This is a genomic window from Aestuariivirga sp., from assembly GCF_044239095.1.
In the GTDB taxonomy this organism is placed as follows: Bacteria; Pseudomonadota; Alphaproteobacteria; order Rhizobiales; family Aestuariivirgaceae; genus Aestuariivirga.
This window is the reverse complement of sequence record NZ_JBIICB010000071.1, coordinates 1-16,192: the sequence shown is the minus strand read 5'-3', so window position 1 is coordinate 16,192 and position 16,192 is coordinate 1. Positions and strand designations below refer to the sequence as shown.

Annotated in this window: 11 protein-coding genes and 1 pseudogene; 3 read left to right on the top strand and 9 right to left on the bottom strand. The window is 62.7% G+C overall.

The features are described 5' to 3' along the window. The coding region (locus tag ACILRA_RS08885) for a hypothetical protein (RefSeq protein WP_395661745.1) at positions 1-238 on the top strand (238 nt) is incomplete at its 5' end. 75 nt (positions 239-313) lie between these two features. Here ACILRA_RS08885 and ACILRA_RS08880 read toward each other — a convergent pair. From ACILRA_RS08880 to ACILRA_RS08840, 9 genes and pseudogenes are all read right to left on the bottom strand, one after another. Then, positions 314-1,288, bottom strand: a complete 975-nt coding sequence (locus tag ACILRA_RS08880; RefSeq protein WP_395661744.1) for a branched-chain amino acid ABC transporter permease — start codon at positions 1,286-1,288, stop codon at positions 314-316. Continuing rightward, on the bottom strand, positions 1,285-2,163 hold the full coding sequence (locus ACILRA_RS08875) for a branched-chain amino acid ABC transporter permease (RefSeq protein WP_395661743.1): 879 nt from the start codon (positions 2,161-2,163) through the stop codon (positions 1,285-1,287). The genes ACILRA_RS08880 and ACILRA_RS08875 overlap by 4 nt, the downstream gene beginning before the upstream one ends. 5 nt (positions 2,164-2,168) lie before the next feature. Beyond that, positions 2,169-2,882 (bottom strand): ABC transporter ATP-binding protein, encoded by a 714-nt coding sequence (locus ACILRA_RS08870; protein WP_395661742.1) that lies wholly within the window; start codon positions 2,880-2,882, stop codon positions 2,169-2,171. Next, positions 2,879-3,673: an ABC transporter ATP-binding protein gene (locus tag ACILRA_RS08865; protein ID WP_395661741.1), complete on the bottom strand. Its 795-nt coding sequence runs from the start codon at positions 3,671-3,673 to the stop codon at positions 2,879-2,881. The genes ACILRA_RS08870 and ACILRA_RS08865 overlap by 4 nt, the downstream gene beginning before the upstream one ends. Positions 3,674-3,689: 16 nt before the next feature. Next, a complete protein-coding gene (locus ACILRA_RS08860) occupies positions 3,690-5,015 on the bottom strand; it encodes an ABC transporter substrate-binding protein (protein ID WP_395661740.1) in 1,326 nt (441 codons plus the stop codon). 55 nt (positions 5,016-5,070) lie between these two features. Continuing rightward, positions 5,071-6,171: a class II histone deacetylase gene (locus tag ACILRA_RS08855; RefSeq protein ID WP_395661739.1), complete on the bottom strand. Its 1,101-nt coding sequence runs from the start codon at positions 6,169-6,171 to the stop codon at positions 5,071-5,073. Positions 6,172-6,255: 84 nt separating this feature from the next. Next, positions 6,256-8,994, bottom strand: coding sequence for a LuxR C-terminal-related transcriptional regulator (locus ACILRA_RS08850; protein WP_395661738.1), 2,739 nt, complete (start codon positions 8,992-8,994; stop codon positions 6,256-6,258). A 142-nt stretch (positions 8,995-9,136) separates the two neighbouring features. Then, positions 9,137-9,885: pseudogene (locus ACILRA_RS08845) on the bottom strand (winged helix-turn-helix domain-containing protein); the annotation flags it as partial. Positions 9,886-10,036: 151 nt separating this feature from the next. Then, positions 10,037-11,659 (bottom strand): ABC-F family ATP-binding cassette domain-containing protein, encoded by a 1,623-nt coding sequence (locus ACILRA_RS08840; protein WP_395661737.1) that lies wholly within the window; start codon positions 11,657-11,659, stop codon positions 10,037-10,039. Between the two features lie 494 nt (positions 11,660-12,153). Between ACILRA_RS08840 and ACILRA_RS08835 the strand changes: the two genes are divergently transcribed. Together ACILRA_RS08835 and ACILRA_RS08830 are read left to right on the top strand one after the other, a co-directional pair. Then, positions 12,154-14,874, top strand: coding sequence for a DEAD/DEAH box helicase (locus ACILRA_RS08835; RefSeq protein ID WP_395661736.1), 2,721 nt, complete (start codon positions 12,154-12,156; stop codon positions 14,872-14,874). A 1-nt stretch (position 14,875) separates the two neighbouring features. After that, positions 14,876-15,829 carry an SWIM zinc finger family protein gene (locus ACILRA_RS08830; RefSeq protein WP_395661735.1) on the top strand — a complete coding sequence of 318 codons (954 nt, stop codon included), beginning with the start codon at positions 14,876-14,878 and terminating at the stop codon, positions 15,827-15,829. The last annotated feature ends 363 nt before the right edge of the window (positions 15,830-16,192 follow it).

Genomic DNA, 16,192 nt, shown 5'->3' with positions numbered 1-16,192 from the left:
GCAGACGCTGACAGTCGGCGGCGGAAACGGTGAAACTGATACCATTGCGCATCCTTTAAGATTCGCACGTCAACAAGCCGTTGGGAACCTTCAATCGGACTCTTTTGTCCCGGCCAATCCACTAGCGCGCGTTCCGACCAGGTGGAATCACCTGGTCGAAAAGAACTCGCGCAAGTTCAATGGCTTGAGCATGATCTTTTCGCAAAAGTGGTTTCCACTTTTGCGGATCATGCTCTAGATGTGATCTCTCAATAGGTTGTCCATCCGCTCCGGATCGCGGAAGCTTTGGGAGCGGCACGGCAATCTCAGGGATCTACCTCGTACCAGAGAAACGGCTCCTCAGGCCGATCAGCCCTTTCGGCAAGAGGATCACGAACACGGCCAGGATGAGGCCGAGGCCAATATCGCGCCAGTCGCCGAATTCGCGCATCCCCTCATCCGCCAGCATGAGAACGGCGGCGCCGAGGAGCGGCCCCCAGACCGTTCCCATGCCGCCCACCACGATCATCGACAGCAGGAACAGCAACATTGCGAGCGAAAAGACGATAGGGCCCACCACGCCAAACTGCGCCGCATAGAACGCGCCCGCGATACCGGTGAAGAAGGCGGACAGGCTGAACACCCAGAGTTGATAATTGAACTTGCTGATGCCGCGCGAGATGGCATAGCCCGGATTGTCACGCAGGGCCTGGAAGGCGAGGCCCAGCGGCCCGCGGATGATGGCGATGGAGAAGATTACCGCCAGCGTGGCCAGCGCCAGCCCTACATAGTAATGCGCGACATACCACTTGGAGCCCAACAGCCCGCGAAAGCCGAGGTCGCCGAAGCGCGAGAAGCCCCGCACCCCGCCAAAGAGCGGCAAGCAGCCCGAAGGCGGATTGGTGAAGCAGGCTGTGTCATTCACCACCATGAGATAGATGACCTGCGCGATGGCGAGCGTCAGAAGCGCCACGTAAGGCCCACGCAGCCGCAGGCAGGCGAGCCCGATGAGCGCGCTGACGGCGACGGTGACCAGCCCCGCCACCGGCATGGCCAGAAAGATGGGCACGGCGAAATAATAGCCGAGCATGGCCGTCGCATAGGCGCCGGTCGCGAAAAGCGCCATCTGCGCCAGCGAGAAGATGCCGGCGACGCCCAGCACCAGGTTCCACTGCGTCACCACGATTGCCCAGATGAAAAACAGCGTCATCTGGGTGAGGACATAGCGCGTGCCGGTGATGAGCGGCACCAGCGCCAGCACAGCGGCCAGCGCGAGCGCGATGAGAATGTCACGCCGCCTGTTGCTCACAGCCGCACCACCTGGGTTTTGCCGAACAGGCCCGCAGGCCGCCAGATCAGCACGGCGATGACGATCAGCAACAGGATGGCGAAGCTGTATTGCACGCCGAAGACATACTGGATGGCCGCCTCGAGCAGGCCGAGTGCAATGGCGACACCCGCCGCGCCATAGACGTTCCCCAGCCCCGCAACCACGCAGATGATGAAGGCCTTGAGCATGGGATCGCCGCCCATGTTGGGCAACAACCCCGAGAGCGAGGAAATCATGATGCCGGAGATGGCGGCAAGTGCCCCTGAGATCATCAGAACCTGCGCATAGACCTTGCCGATCCGGATGCCCATCAGCTGTGCTGCGTCGCGGTTCTGCGCCGTGGCGCGGATGGCGCGGCCCATCCGCGTGTTGTTGAGGAGCATGGCCACCGCCACCATCATGGCCACCGACACGGCGAGGATGAGGATGTTCTGGCTTGGAATGTAGACACCGCCGATGGCGATGGCGCCTGCGAGGTTCAGGGGCTGGGCCACCGGCTGCGGGCCGAAGGTGCGGAGGATGAGGTTCTCCAGCACGGCACCGATGCCGATGGTGGCGATGAAAATCTGGGTCTCGAAGTTGCGGGACGACAGCATGGGCCGCGCGGCGAGATGATAGATCAGGAGCCCCACCGCACCGCATACCGCCATGGCGGCAGGAACCGCCAGAAGCGCTGGAAGCCCCAGGGAGGCCATCGCGTAAAGGCAGACATATCCGCCAAGGGCGAGCAGTGCGCCGTGGGACATGTTGAGCATGTTGAGGGAACCGTAGACGAGGGCGAGCCCGATGGTCGACACGGCATACATGGCGCCGATGGTCAGGCCGGAGGACAGGATCTGGACGATGACATCCACTGCGGTCAGCCTCCGAGATAGGCGCTGAGGATTTCGGGGCTCGACATCAGTTCCGCCCCGGTGCCGGTCCAGGCGAAGCGGCCGTTGTCGAGAAGGTGAAGCCGGTCGGCAAATTCGGCGATGCGCGTGGCGTTCTCCTCCACGATCACAATGGTGCGGCCGGAGCTCCGCAGCGCCGCGATCACGGCATAGATCTGGTCGATCACGATGGGCGCCAGGCCCAGCGACGGCTCGTCCAGCATCAGGAGCCTGCCACCCGCCATCAAGCCCCGGCCGATGCCCACCATGCGCCGCTCGCCGCCCGAGAGCGTGCTCGCTGTCTGGCTGCGCCTGTCCTTGAGTTTCGGCAGCAGGGTGAAGACCTCTTCCAACCGCTGCCTTTCCAGCTGCGCCGCTTCCGGAAGATAGGCGCCCATGCGGAGGTTCTCGAGCACCGTCATGTCGGGGAACAACAGATCGCCCTGCGGCACGTGAACGATCCCGGCGGCGACGATCTCGTCCGGCCGCATCCGGTCGATGCGGGTGCCATGGAGGCTGATCGTGCCCGCGCGGTTCGGCACCAGCCCGGATATGGTGCGGAGCAGCGTGGTCTTGCCATGTCCGTTGGGCCCGATCAGGGCGGCCAGCGTGCCCTCCGCGACACTGAACGACACCTCGCGCAGGACAAGGTGCGCCCCGTAGCCGGAGGCAACGTTCTCGACGGCGAGGGCGATGCTCATCCTGTCCCCCCCTCCATCAGCCTGCCCAGCCGCTGCGAAGCGCCCTCGCCCAGGTAAACGTCGATCACCGTGCGGTCGGAGGTGAGCCCCCTTGGCGGGCCCTCATAGATACGCTCGCCGTGATGCATGATGATCACGCGGCTCGACAGCTGGACGAGAAAGCGCATCACGTGCTCGATCAGGATGATGGTGACGCCGGATTGCACGATCCTGCGGACCACATCCATGAAGTGATCCGTCTCCCGGGGATTAAGGCCGCCCACCGGCTCATCCATCAGCAGCAGGCGCGGCCGCGTGGCCAGAGCACCGGCCAGCATCAGAAGCTTGCGGTCGAGCACGGGAAGGGCGCCGGCGGGCACATCGTCCTTCCCCGTGAGGCCCACGGTTGCGAGCGCCTCGCCCGCGTGCTCGTCAGCCTCCTTGCCGACGGACAGGCCGGGATAGCGGCGCTTGTCCCGGCCGAAATAGGCGGCGACGCGAACATTGTCGCGCAGGCTCAGCGATTCGAAACAGGCGTTGAGCTGGAAGGTGCGGGCGATGCCGGCATGGCAGATCGCCTCTGGCGGGAGGCGGGTGATGTCCCTGCCCTCGAACATCACGGTTCCGCCGGTCGCGGGGTTCAGGCCGGAGATCACGTCGAACAGCGTGGTCTTGCCGGCCCCGTTTGGACCCCCGATCCCCAGGACTTCACCCTCCCGGAGATCGAAGCTCAGATTGTTCACCGCCGCCAGTGCTCCGAAATGCTTGGAGACCCTGTCACAGGTCAGCAATGGCGGTCTGGCGGCGGTCACCTGCGTGGTCTCGGGCTCAGGCCTTCATCCAGGGCGGCAGCATGAACTGCGTCGTGTCATAGGGCGATGGCGCGATCAGCAGCCCCGGCTTGGTGTGGTCCTGGATCTGCAGGAACTGGTGCGGCATGCCGAGAGATGAATCTTTGGTCTGCGTGGGATAAGTGTAGGCTGACTGCTCGCCGGGAACGAAGCGGGTAACGCCCGTGACGCCGCGCCAGATGAGGGCCCGCATGCGTTCGGCGACCTTGCGGTTCTGCGCGTCGTTGCCAGGCTCGCCCGTGCCCCCGGCCAGGGCCGCAGCCGTGGCCCACACATAGCACCCATCATATGGCTGGGCGCCGGAGTTATGGCCGGCATTCTCTCCGAACTTGGCCTTGTAGCGCTGCTCGAAAGCGGTGCCGATCTCATCCTGCAGGGCGCCCACCACGGTGGCATAGAGGACACCTTTGGAAGCATCCTTGGCAATGTCGCGGAAGGCCGGAATCGACGGGCCGTACTGCATGTAAACCAGCGAATTCGTCGGGTTAGGGGCGAACTGCACCATGAACTGGGCCAGGTCTGCCGGCAGGAAGTGGGTGATGCAGATCACCGCCGGGGGATCCTGGCGGATCTTGGCAAGCGTGGGGCCCCACTCCGAGATCGGCACGCTGACCGTTTCGAACAGGGTGATCTCCCAGCCGTATTCAGCGGCCTTTTCCTTCACGGCATTGGCGATGTTGGCGGAATAGACGCCGGCAGAGAGGATCACCGCCATCTTGTTGTTGGCGCGCTTGTAGGAACCCGCCGCCTCAAGCTGCTCTACGAACTTCAGGAAGCCGGGACCATACCAGTATTCCGGCGGATCGCCCTGGAAGGAGCCGAAATAGCGGTCGGTATCGGACTTCACCAGATTGTTGTGGCCGATGGTTGTGTCGTAGTGAACATAGATGACCCCGCTGTCGGCGATCACGTCCTGGATCGCAGCACCAGAGCCGATGTTGTAGCCGTTGATGACGGCATGCACCGCGTGCCGGTCGATGAGGCGCTGCACGGCCTGCACGTTGGTCGCGTCGCCCATCTGCTTGGTGTCTTCGAAATAGGGCTCGAGCGGGCGGCCAAGAATGCCGCCCAGCGCGTTGATCTCCTCGCAGGCAAGCGTCAGGCCATTCTTGAACTCGACGCCGTCCGCCGCGGCGAAATCTGTGAGCGGGGCCGCCTGGCCCACGGGGATGGGATCGCCCGCGGCGCGTGCGCCATCATTGATGGCGGCAAGCATGGCAGCGCTTCCGCCGAGCGCTGCGGCGCCTTTCAGGAAATTGCGGCGTCCTGTAATGATGTTGGGCTTTGAGAGCGTGCTGGTCATTTTCTTCCCTTCCCCTTCTTGTGTTTGTCACTTGGTCTGTAGATGCACGTTGTAATCAGGCAATGGCCTCGATGAGGCGGGCAGCGGCGGCGATCGCCTGCTGCTGGTGTGGCTGGAGCGCCTGCTGGCCCCATTTGGCCATGTGCGGCTTCCATGGATCCTCTACGGCGGTCCGGATGCCCGTCATTTCCTCCATGACGGCCAGCCCGCAGTAAGGCACATACATCGGCGAGTATCCACCCTCATGCGACATCACCAGGCGGCCGCCGCACAGCTCGCTGGCGGCCTGCATGAGAAGCCCGGTCATCGCCCGGTAGCCTTCAGATGTGACCATCATGCGGCCCAGCGGGTCGACGCCCGAGGCATCGAAGCCCGAGGGCACGATGATGAGGTCCGGCTTGAAGCGCCTGAGGGCGGGCAGCACCACCTGCTCGAAGGCGGCGAGATAGGCTCCATCCCCCGAGCCGGGCGGCAGCGGGATGTTGATGTTGTAGCCTTCGCCCGCACCCTCGCCACGCTCCGCGAGGCTGCCGGAGGCATCCGGAAAGAGATTGTCCTGATGCAGCGAGATCGTCAGCGTGGTGGGATCGGCATAGAAAATCGACTGCGTGCCGTTGCCGTGGTGAACGTCCCAGTCCACGGTCGCGATGCGGCCCAGCCCATGGGTGGCCCGCGCATGGGCGATGGCCACGGCCACATTTCCGAACAGGCAGAAGCCCATGCCCACGTCGGCCGTGGCATGGTGGCCGGGCGGGCGCACCAAGGCGTAGGCGTTCTTCACGCGGCCCTCGATCACCGCGTCGCAGGCCGCCATGGTGCCGCCGGCCGCCAGCTGGGCGATCTCGAAGCTGCCCTTGCCGAAAGGCGTGAGGCTGGAGGCGTCGCCGCCGTTCTCGGCACTCATGGCCTTGATCCGCGCGATGTGCTCCCGGGTGTGGACGCGGGCGATCTCGTCCTCGCTGGCATAGCGCGCCTTGATGGTGACGAGCTGGTCGAGCAGGCCCGACACCTCCAGGAGATTGCGGAAGCGGCGCTTGGTCTCCGGGTTCTCTGCATGCTCACCCGGCTGCACAGTGAGGCTTGGCGCGAAGACCTGCGCCCAGTTCCACGTGTTGTGCCACATGTAGAGCTCGTGGAAGACGAAACCAGTGGCCATGCGCAACTTCCTCCCAAGATGGCAGGCAAAGGCTAACCGGCTGGTTCCGCCTTGTCCCGCCCCATGCAGGTAAAGGGTGGCTGTTCAGCCCACCCGTTCGGGTAAGGATGCCGGAGGGGCGTTCTGAGTCAACCCAAACTCCTGCAGACGCAGCACGGCCTGGGTGCGGTTGGAGACGCCGAGCTTGCCGAAAATGTTCTTGAGGTGCCACTTGACCGTATCGGGCGCCATGTTCAGTGCCGCAGCGAGTTCTCGGTTGCTCTGGCCGCGCGACAGGAGCCGGGCCAGTTCCGCCTCCCGCTGGCTGAAGTGGGAGGCCTTCGGCCGGCTGCGGGCGAGCGCCTGCTCCCGTTCGATCCGCTGGTGGCCGGAGAGCAGACGTTCCACGAACTGCCCCGGCTCGCTCCCGGTCTTCCAGGAGGGGATGCGGCCACGCCCGAAGGCCAGCACATCGAGCAGCGGGGCACCCTCGTCGAGCAGCGTGCGCACCGCCTTCTGGGGCGCACAGAGCGAAACCACATCGACGATCGCCGCGAGCGCAGAGAGGGCATCACCCGACTGGTGGGCCGCCACCGCGGCCACGGCCCGCACCTGGGCGAAGCGGTGCAGCCGGCCCTCGCGGCGCAGGCGCTCCGTCAGCCTTTCGAGGATGCGCAAGGCCGCCTCGGGGCGGCCTTCGGCACTGAGCACGCGGGCGAGCGCGATGTGCTCCGGCTCTGACGCGGGGCGCCAGGAGCGCGGCGAGGCAATCCAGCCCTCGTCGATGCCCCTGCCCTTCAGTGCCAGGCGCGCGGCCGCCGCATCGCCCCGCTGCAACAGCAGGCGGACCCGCTCATGCAGCGCGGCCGCGAAGAGCCTGCGGTAGCGCGTGGCCATGCCCTGGCGTTCCGCGCTTTCCAGAACGCTCAGCGCTTCATCGCTCCGGCCGCGGCAGGCGGCAAGCTTCGCCACGTTGAGCTTGCAGGCCATCTCATGCACCACGAGGCCGCATTCCTCGATGATCTGGCGGTGTTCCTCGAGCAGCCGCTCGGCACCCGGAATATCGTCCCACTCATAGAGAAGCTCGACGACGAAGATGCCGACCATGGCTTCCGCATAGGATCCAGGCCCCAGCGCCTCGCGGGCATGGCGGGTGGCGCGGGAGAACTGCTCATGCGCCGCCATGAGCCTGCCGGCGGCCTGCTCAGAGAGCCCGATAATGAGGTCAGAATAGACGACCCCGAACACCGAGTTCGCCAGCGCGTGGCTGTCGCGCGCCCGCAGGCAAGCGAGGCGGGCGGCCTCGAGTTCGCCCAGCGAGTAGAGGGAGAAGCCGAGAATGTTGCCGAGCGTGCCCCGCGAGAAATGCTGGCCCTCCGGAAAGCGCGCCAGCCAGGCCTGCGCCAGCCGGGCCGCGGTGCGCGAGCGGTCGGCGGCGCTGATGACGCCCGCCGTGAGAGCCTGCAGTTCGGAGCGGAGTTCCATCTGCTCGCGCGGACTGAGGCTGCCCTCCTTCTCGGCCCGCGCGATATCATTGCGGGCGGACTTCAGGATGGCGGCGGCCGGAACGGCCCGGCTCATGTGGAACAGGATCCAGACCTGGGCCAACTGCAGCCGCGGCTGGCTGTTCACGAGGTCCTCGGGCAGGCTGGCGAGCCAGGCCCGGACGCGGGTGATGTGCCCCTCCCGGATCAGCGGCATGCAGCATGTCTCAACGAGCGAGGCCGCCAGCGCATTGTCTCCCGCGGCGAGGGCGTGGTGCACCGCATCGACGGTGAAGCCGTTACCGGTCAGCCACAGCGCAGCCTTGCGGTGCAGTTGGGCAACCAGTTCTGGCTGGCGCTGGCGGAGCAGCGAGAGCAGCAGGTTCTGGAACAGGTGGTGATAGCGGTACCACACACGGTGCTGGTCGAGGCGGATGACGAAGAGGTTCGCCTGATCCACCTCCCCCAGGAGGGCGGCGGCGTCCGAGCGGCCCGTCACCGCCTCCACCAGCTGCGCGCTCATGCGGTCCAGCACAGAGGTCTTGAGCAGAAAATCGATGACGGGCTCGGGAAGCCTGCCCAGCACGTCCTGCATCAGGAAGTCTGCGATGTCGCGGTCGGTTCCCGAAAAGGAGTTGATAAAGTCCGACTTGTCCGGGCGGTTTTCGAGCGACAGGGCAGCGAGCTGCAGCGCGGCAATCCAGCCCTCGGTGCGGTGCTGCAGCAATGCGACGTCCGCTTCGGAAAGCGCGAGGCCGCGCAGCCGGTTGAGGAAGGCCCGCGTCTCCGCCAGGGAGAAACGCAAGCTTGCATCATCGATCCGCACCATCTGGCCGCGCACCCTCATGTTGGCGACCTTGAGCGGAATCTCGCCGCGTGTGGCCAGCACCAGGTGGAAGCCAGGCGGCGCATAGGTCAGCAGCGCCTCGAGGAAGCCGGTGATGCCGGGCGACGTCAGCACATGGCTGTCGTCGAGGACGAGCACGACATCCTTTCCGTAGCGCGCGAGGTCGTTGACGATGATTGTCATGACCGAGTCGATGGGCAGGACGGGACTGGACTTCAGCAGTGCCGGAACATCCCGCGCGATCGAGGAATCGGCCCGCTGCAAGGCCGCCACCAGATACTCGAGGAAGCGGCTCAATTCATTGTCACCCTGATCAAGCGACAACCAGCCCCAGCAAGCCCCGGTCAGGCGTCCCAGCCACTGGCCAAGGAGCGTGCTCTTCCCGAATCCCGCCGCCGCCGAGACGATGGTCAGCTTGCCCTGCATCACCTGGCTGAGCTGCCGCTCAAGGTCCGGGCGCTCGATGAGGCCGCTGCGCAGTTCGGGCGGATGGAGTTTCGTTTCGATGAACACGGGCGCCGTTCTCCAGCAGAACCCGCAGGCTATAGGAGAGCTGCCTTGCTCTGCAACCGCCCGGGTGGCGGCGGATCGAAAAGAGGGATTTGGCTGTCGAGACAGTCCTTTGCGCCCTGCTCTCTGAGGGTTGACGCCAAGATTACAGCTTGTTCACTGCCATTTCGCCCGTGCATGACGCGTGAACCCAGTCTCTGAGGCCGATGGACTTGATGCGCCAAGGTTGGTCGATGAGCTTGTTCCAGGCGGAACAGCAGTGGTCGAGAATGTCTTCGTAGGGCTTGAAGATCCTGTTGGGCAACGAGTAATCGCGGATGAACTGCCAGACGTTCGCAGCGGGATTGCGTTCGGGGCATTTGGGCGGCGGCAGCGCCATCAGCGTGATGTTGGCAGTGACCTTGAGACGGCCCGGCGCCACTTCGGAGGAGATTTCGGCGAGGTGCAGGTTCATCACTTCGATGTTGCAGGGGGGGAAAGACGAGAGCGGCACCCTTGCCCTCCACCGGACAGATGGCGCCGAAGATAGAGGCCAATGCGGTTCGCTGATCCTGAGGTGCGGACGGGCGGGTGCCGCGTTTAGCCAGCGCAGGGTGATCTTGTGCTTTTATCCAATGCGTGTCTCATCCGTGAACCAGATCTCGATCATGTGGGAGGAGACATCCATTTGCTCTGCGATCTGCGCCAGCTTCGCCAGGAATGTTTTTTGAAATCCTCAATCGCTCCCTCAGCTTGCGCATGATGGCGTGGCCGTGCCGAAAGCTTGCGGTATCCCATTGCCCGCAACTGGCCGCTGATGGTGTCTTCACTGACCGATACGCGAAACTCCTCCCATACCCGCTGGCACAGATCGATGATGCGCCAGCGAACTAAGCCGGGCATGGCGTCGCCCGGCCAACGGAGTGTCCTGGTCTATAGAGACGATATTCTTGATTGTGGCGGTGGCGATTGCGGCGAACCCGTCAAGAGTTCGCCGGCCACACATGGCCTCTTGCCTTGTCATGGCAATCACTGTGCCGTGCGGCGTCAACCATATGCCCCTGTGTCAGGTGTGAATACCGGGGGCTTCACGACCCGTGCTTGCAACGTATTCAGTGTAACCGCCGCCATATTGATGAATACCCTCAGGCACGAGTTCAAGAACGCGATTGGAAAGCGCTGCGAGGAAGTGCCGGTCGTGCGATACGAACAGCATGGTCCCTTCGTAAGCCGAAAGCGCCTTGATCAGCATTTCCTTCGTAAACAGGTCCAGATGGTTCGTGGGCTCATCCAGCACCAGAAAATTTGGCGGGTCATAGAGCATCCTCGCCATGACGAGGCGCGCCTTCTCACCGCCTGAGAGAACACGGCACTTCTTTTCAACATCATCACCGGAAAAACCGAAGCAGCCCGCAAGCGCGCGGAGCGAACCCTGACCAGCTTGTGGAAACGCGGACTCGAGTGACTCGAACACCGTGTGTTCGCCCTCCAGCAGTTCCATGGCGTGCTGGGCGAAGTATCCCATCTTCACGCTACCGCCCAGGCTCACCCGCCCCTCATCCGGCTCAGTGCTGCCTGTCACCAGCTTCAGCAGTGTCGACTTCCCCGCCCCATTGATCCCCATCACGCACCAGCGCTCCTTGCGGCGAACCTGAAAGTCGAGCCTCTCATAGATGCTGCGGCTGCCATAGCGCTTCGAGACATTCTTCAGAATTGCCACGTCTTCTCCCGAGCGCGGCGCTTGCGGAAATTCGAACAGCACGGTCTGCCGCCGCCGGGGCGGTTCCACCCGGTCGATTTTCTCCAGTTTCTTCACGCGGCTCTGTACCTGTGCTGCGTGCGAAGCCCGGGCTTTGAAACGCTCTATGAATTTTATTTCCTTGGCCAGCATCGACCGCTGCCGCTCGAATGCCGCCTGCTGTTGCCGCTCGTTCAAGGCGCGCTGCTGTTCGTAAAACTCATAATCCCCCGAATAGGTCGTGAGCTCCCCGCTATCGATCTCCACGATTTTGGTGACGATGCGATTCATGAACTCGCGGTCATGCGACGTCATCATGAGCATGCCATCATAGCCCTTGAGGAACTCCTCCAGCCAGATGAGACTTTCGAGATCAAGATGGTTACTGGGCTCATCCAGCAACATGGCATCGGGCTGCATCAGGAGAATGCGCGCCAGGGCGACCCGCATTTTCCATCCCCCGGAGAGCGCTCCAACGTCTCCATCCATCGTCTCCTGGCTGAAGCTCAAACCCGCCAGAACCTCGCGTGCGCGGCTTTCCAGCGCGTAGCCCCCAAGTTCGTCGAACCGCGCCTGAACCTCACCATATCGCTCGATGAGTTCATCCAGCGCGTCAGCACGGTCAGGGTCGGCCATCGCCGCCTCAAGCTCCTTCAGTTCAGCTGCGACGGAACTCACGGGCCCCGCACTGTCCATCACTTCGGACACGGCACTGCGGCCTCTCATCTCGCCCACATCCTGGCTGAAGTAGCCAATTGAAATGCCGCGGTCGACAGACACCCGTCCCTCATCAGGGTCATCCGTCCCAGTTATCATCCGGAAGAGCGTCGTCTTCCCGGCACCGTTCGGTCCGACGAGGCCGACCTTTTCACCCCGGTGCAACGCAGCGGATGCCTCGATGAAGAGGATCTGGTGGCCATTCTGCTTGCTGACGCTTTCGATACGGATCATCTGTCCCTGGAAACCTGCAAATCAAACATTCGCGCATGAATAGGCGATGTTTATCGCCAGCGGAAGAGATGGCGCGACAAGGCCCAGTGGCGCGGGTCCCGGCGGTTGAGATCGTGTCCGCTGTCACCGGCCAGATCCGCGGCAGGCTGCGAGCGCCAGAGGTCGGCCTTGCGACGTGGCGGGCGGCGGAGATCGTGGAGGCAATCCTCGCGAGGCCGCAGCGGGAGGGGCTAGCGATGGAAAGGGCGAGGCAGCCTTTCCCGGTGAAACGGAAGCGACCAAAAGCGCATACTGTTCATGCTGACGGATGCTGACGCGCTGCGTCAGGACCAGACCGTAACAGGCGCAGCGGTCAACATGCACCGCTAGACATACACCGGCGTGCATTCTACCGTCTGGCAATGCCAGCTAGCGATGCCCCAACCGGTCCCGTTTCATCCGTTCGTTTGGATGGCCGATCCGTTCAGCTCACACCCCACGGCCAGGTGCGGCTCATGGAGACGCTGGCATTGACCTCGCCCGCTGACGGGAAAATCGAGCGAGCATTCATTCGCGGCCATGGTCATGGTCTCCTCGCTCTCGCCCTCGATGCGACCGCTGCCGCCCTTCCCTTCGACCTGGCATTCTGGCGTGACTTCGGATCGCAGTTCATGACAGCGCTCTGCGCACGTCCCGAGCGCGGCGATGTTTCTGGCCCCGCGCTCATCGAACTGCCTGTTCCCGGAAAGGCGGAACTCGATGAAATAGCCAACAGCGCGCCTCCGATGTTCGGTGGCGAATACCTCACTTCTGGCATCCTGGCTGAGATCTGGGTGAGCATGGGTGCAGCGCTTTCGGCGGAGTTGACCGAAAGCGGTCAGACGCTTGCTGATTTCCTGAGGCTACGCGGTCCGGCATGGAGCATCGTCGGGCGTGTACACTTCAACCTCGCCGAAAACCGAAAGGATGAGGAGTCCCCATTCGCCTTCCTGGCCACCTATACTTCCCGCCTGTCTGATGGAAAGCAGGCGCAGCATGTACCCTTGGGCCGGGCGCTTCAAGAATATGCCGGCGCCGACAACAGGGAGAGACTTCTGTCCCTCTTGCTTCCGGTTCAGAAAGCCGCCGGGGACTGCGGCTGGCTGAAATCCATGGTCGATTCCGGCGAAATCTACCATCCGCTGCGCTGGACACCAGCAGACGCACAACAGTTTCTGCGTGACGCTCCGATCCTCGAGCGTGCCGGCATCGTCTTGCGCATGCCGGCGGCTTGGAAGATGGGACGGCCCATCCGGCCCCAGGTGCAGGCGTCGGTGGGAACGCGGGCGCCCTCACTCATGGGCCTCGATGCAATGCTGGACTTCGATTTTGCGGTATCGCTCGACGGTGAGACGCTGTCCGCGGACGAGGTGAAGCAACTGCTGGCCCAGACCGATGGGCTTGCCCTGGTGCGCGGCAAGTGGGTCGAAATCGATCGGGACCGGCTGGCCCGGACCCTTGAGCTGTTCGAGGCTGTCGAGCGGCGCGCTGACGAGGGAGGCCTGCCATTTACAGAAGCGATGCGGCTGGTGTCAGGGGCAAGCCTCGGCTCAGGGAACAAGCCAGAGATTCTGTCACCAGACTGGAGCCAGACGGTCGCAGGTCCATGGCTCGCCGAGACTTTGGCAGCGCTGCGGCAGCCCGCTATGGACGGCGCCAGTGATCCGGGACCGGCTCTGAAGGCAACGCTGCGCCCCTATCAGAAGGAAGGCGTCGCATGGCTGGCACTGCTCACCAGACTTGGCCTTGGCGCTTGCCTTGCGGACGACATGGGCCTCGGAAAGACCATACAGGTCATCTCGCTTCTGCTCGTCTTGAAACGGGATGCAGGACTTCGAGAAGGAAAGGCACGCGGTCACGCTAAGATCCCTGAAGCACATCGCACCAAACCCAGCATCCTTGTCGTCCCGGCATCTCTGATCGGCAACTGGTCGGCCGAGATCGCGCGCTTCGCTCCCAGTCTCAGATACGTGATAGCGCATTCTTCCGTCATGAACGGGGAGGACCTGCAGGGCCTCACGATCGAGAGATTGGCGGACATTGACCTCGTCATCACCACCTACGGCACGCTGATGCGAATGGATGAGTTCCAGGCCATAACTTGGCGTCTTGCCATTCTTGACGAGGCGCAGGCCATCAAGAATGCCAACACGAAGCAGACTTTGGCCGTCAAGAAACTCAAGGCCGATGCCCGCATCGCCATGACCGGCACGCCCGTGGAGAACCGTCTTGGCGATCTATGGTCGCTGTTCGACTTCATCAATCCGGGACTTGTTGGTTCCGCACGCGAATTCACATCGTTCATCAAGCGCCTGGCGGAACGCACCGAGGCAGGCCCCGCCACTCCGGGGCGGGTTGACTATGGTCCGCTTCGCAGCCTCGTCCGGCCCTACATTCTGCGGCGCATGAAGACCGACAAGAGCATCATCTCTGACCTGCCGGACAAGACCGAGGTGAAGACATTTTGTGCCCTCTCCAAGCTCCAGGCGGCCCTCTATCAGCAGACCGTCGCTGAACTGGCCAAGCGCCTGCAGGAAGCCAGTGGCATTCAGCGCAAGGGCCTCGTTCTGACAACCTTGATGAGGCTCAAGCAAATCTGCAATCATCCTTCGCAATGGCTTGGCGATGCAGCGTGGCGTGAGGCCGACAGCGGGAAACTGCTGCGGTTGAAGGAGATCGCCAGCCAGATCGCCGAGCGTCAGGAAAAGGTGCTTGTCTTTACCCAGTTCAAGGAGATCACCGCACCACTGGCGTCTTGTCTCGCCCGCACTTTCGGACGGGAGGGACTCGTGCTGACCGGCGAGACTGCGGTGACAAAACGCAAGGACCTGGTGCGGCGCTTTCAGGAAAATGAGTCAATTCCCTTCTTCGTGCTGTCACTGAAGGCCGGAGGCGCTGGCCTGAACCTCACGGCAGCTTCCCATGTCGTTCATTTTGACCGCTGGTGGAATCCAGCCGTCGAAAACCAAGCAACTGACCGGGCCTTTCGCATTGGTCAGAAGCGCAATGTCCTCGTTCACAAATTCGTATGCCAGGGAACAGTGGAAGACCGGATCGATCGCATGATCGAGGAGAAGTCGATGCTCGCCGGAGATATCCTCGAAGGTGTTGCAGAAGTACTTCTGACCGAACTGAGCGACTCGGAACTGATGCGCCTGGTCACACTAGACCTTGGCTCAGCCATGAAAGACGAGTGAGATGAGCTACTTCCGCTGGAAAGCTACACTCTCCGTTGCCGAGAAGCGGCAGCAAGCCGAAAGGCGCCTTGCAGCGCTAAGCAAGACCGGAAGCGGTCTGTCTCCCGTCGTGCTCGAAGGGCGCAAGATCGCAACGAGTTTCTGGGGCAAGGCCTGGTGTGAAAACCTTGAGCGCTACAGCGATTATGCCAACCGTCTGCCGCGTGGCCGCAGTTATGTGCGGCATAGTTGCGTCATCGACCTGCAGATCGGGAAGGGCGAGATCTCGGCGCAAGTCAGCGGCTCGTCGCTCTACAGAATCAAGATCATCATCGCATCGCTTGATGGAAAGACATGGAACGACATCTGCCGTGATTGTTCGGCAAGCATCGACTCCATGGTGGAACTCCTTCAGGGCCGGTTGTCTAAGTCAGTCATGGACCGTGTCTGCCGCCCGGCCGACGGTTTGTTTCCGGCGATTGAGTCGATCAGCATGTCATGCAGTTGTCCTGATGGCGCCTATATGTGCAAGCATGTGGCCGCCACCTTGTACGGAGTTGGAGCCCGCCTCGATAGCAGGCCCGAACTGCTGTTCCTATTGCGGGGCGTCGACCAACAGGAACTGATCGCACAGGTCTCCGCTGGACCTGCCACCCCTGCGAGCAGCACGACTGCCAAGAGCGACAAGATCCTCGGCGGCGCAGATCTTTCGGCGCTTTTCGGCCTTGACCTTGAAGAGCCAGAAACCCTGCCCAAGGACAAGAATGAGCCAGCCTCAAAGATGAAACAGAAACCAATATCGAGCCGAAAGCAGAGGAAAGCCACCAAATCCTCCGAGCCCAGGGCGCTTCTAAAGCCCGGGAAGAAAGCCGCGGCCACCAAACCGGCGGCCTCTAGGAAAACCAACCGCCGGGCAGGCGTGTCGGCCAAGAAACCCGGCCGAAAGACAAAGATAGGATCCCCCGCATCTAAGTGAAGTTACCCTAGGATAGATCCACGAAGCTGAACCGACGCGGACGGGTACATATCGCACGTGCTGTCTTCAATGCAGATGGTTCCGAACCCTACACTCGATTCCAGAGATCGTGGAGGAAGCAGCGATGCGATGCAAAGCCACCCAATAGCAAGACTTGATTCCAACCCCACATGAAGGTCGCGCGTGCATAGCACGGCACGGCGGCAGTCATTATGAAGTGAAGCATCCCTTGGATAATACCAACGGTCATTGGGTCTGACCGACATGAGCCCATTGGCGCATTCCGATTGAGGTGATGGTCTCTGGTTGAGCAATGAGCTTCTGCCAGGCGTCGCATGCTGCCTCGATGATCTCGAGGTAAGT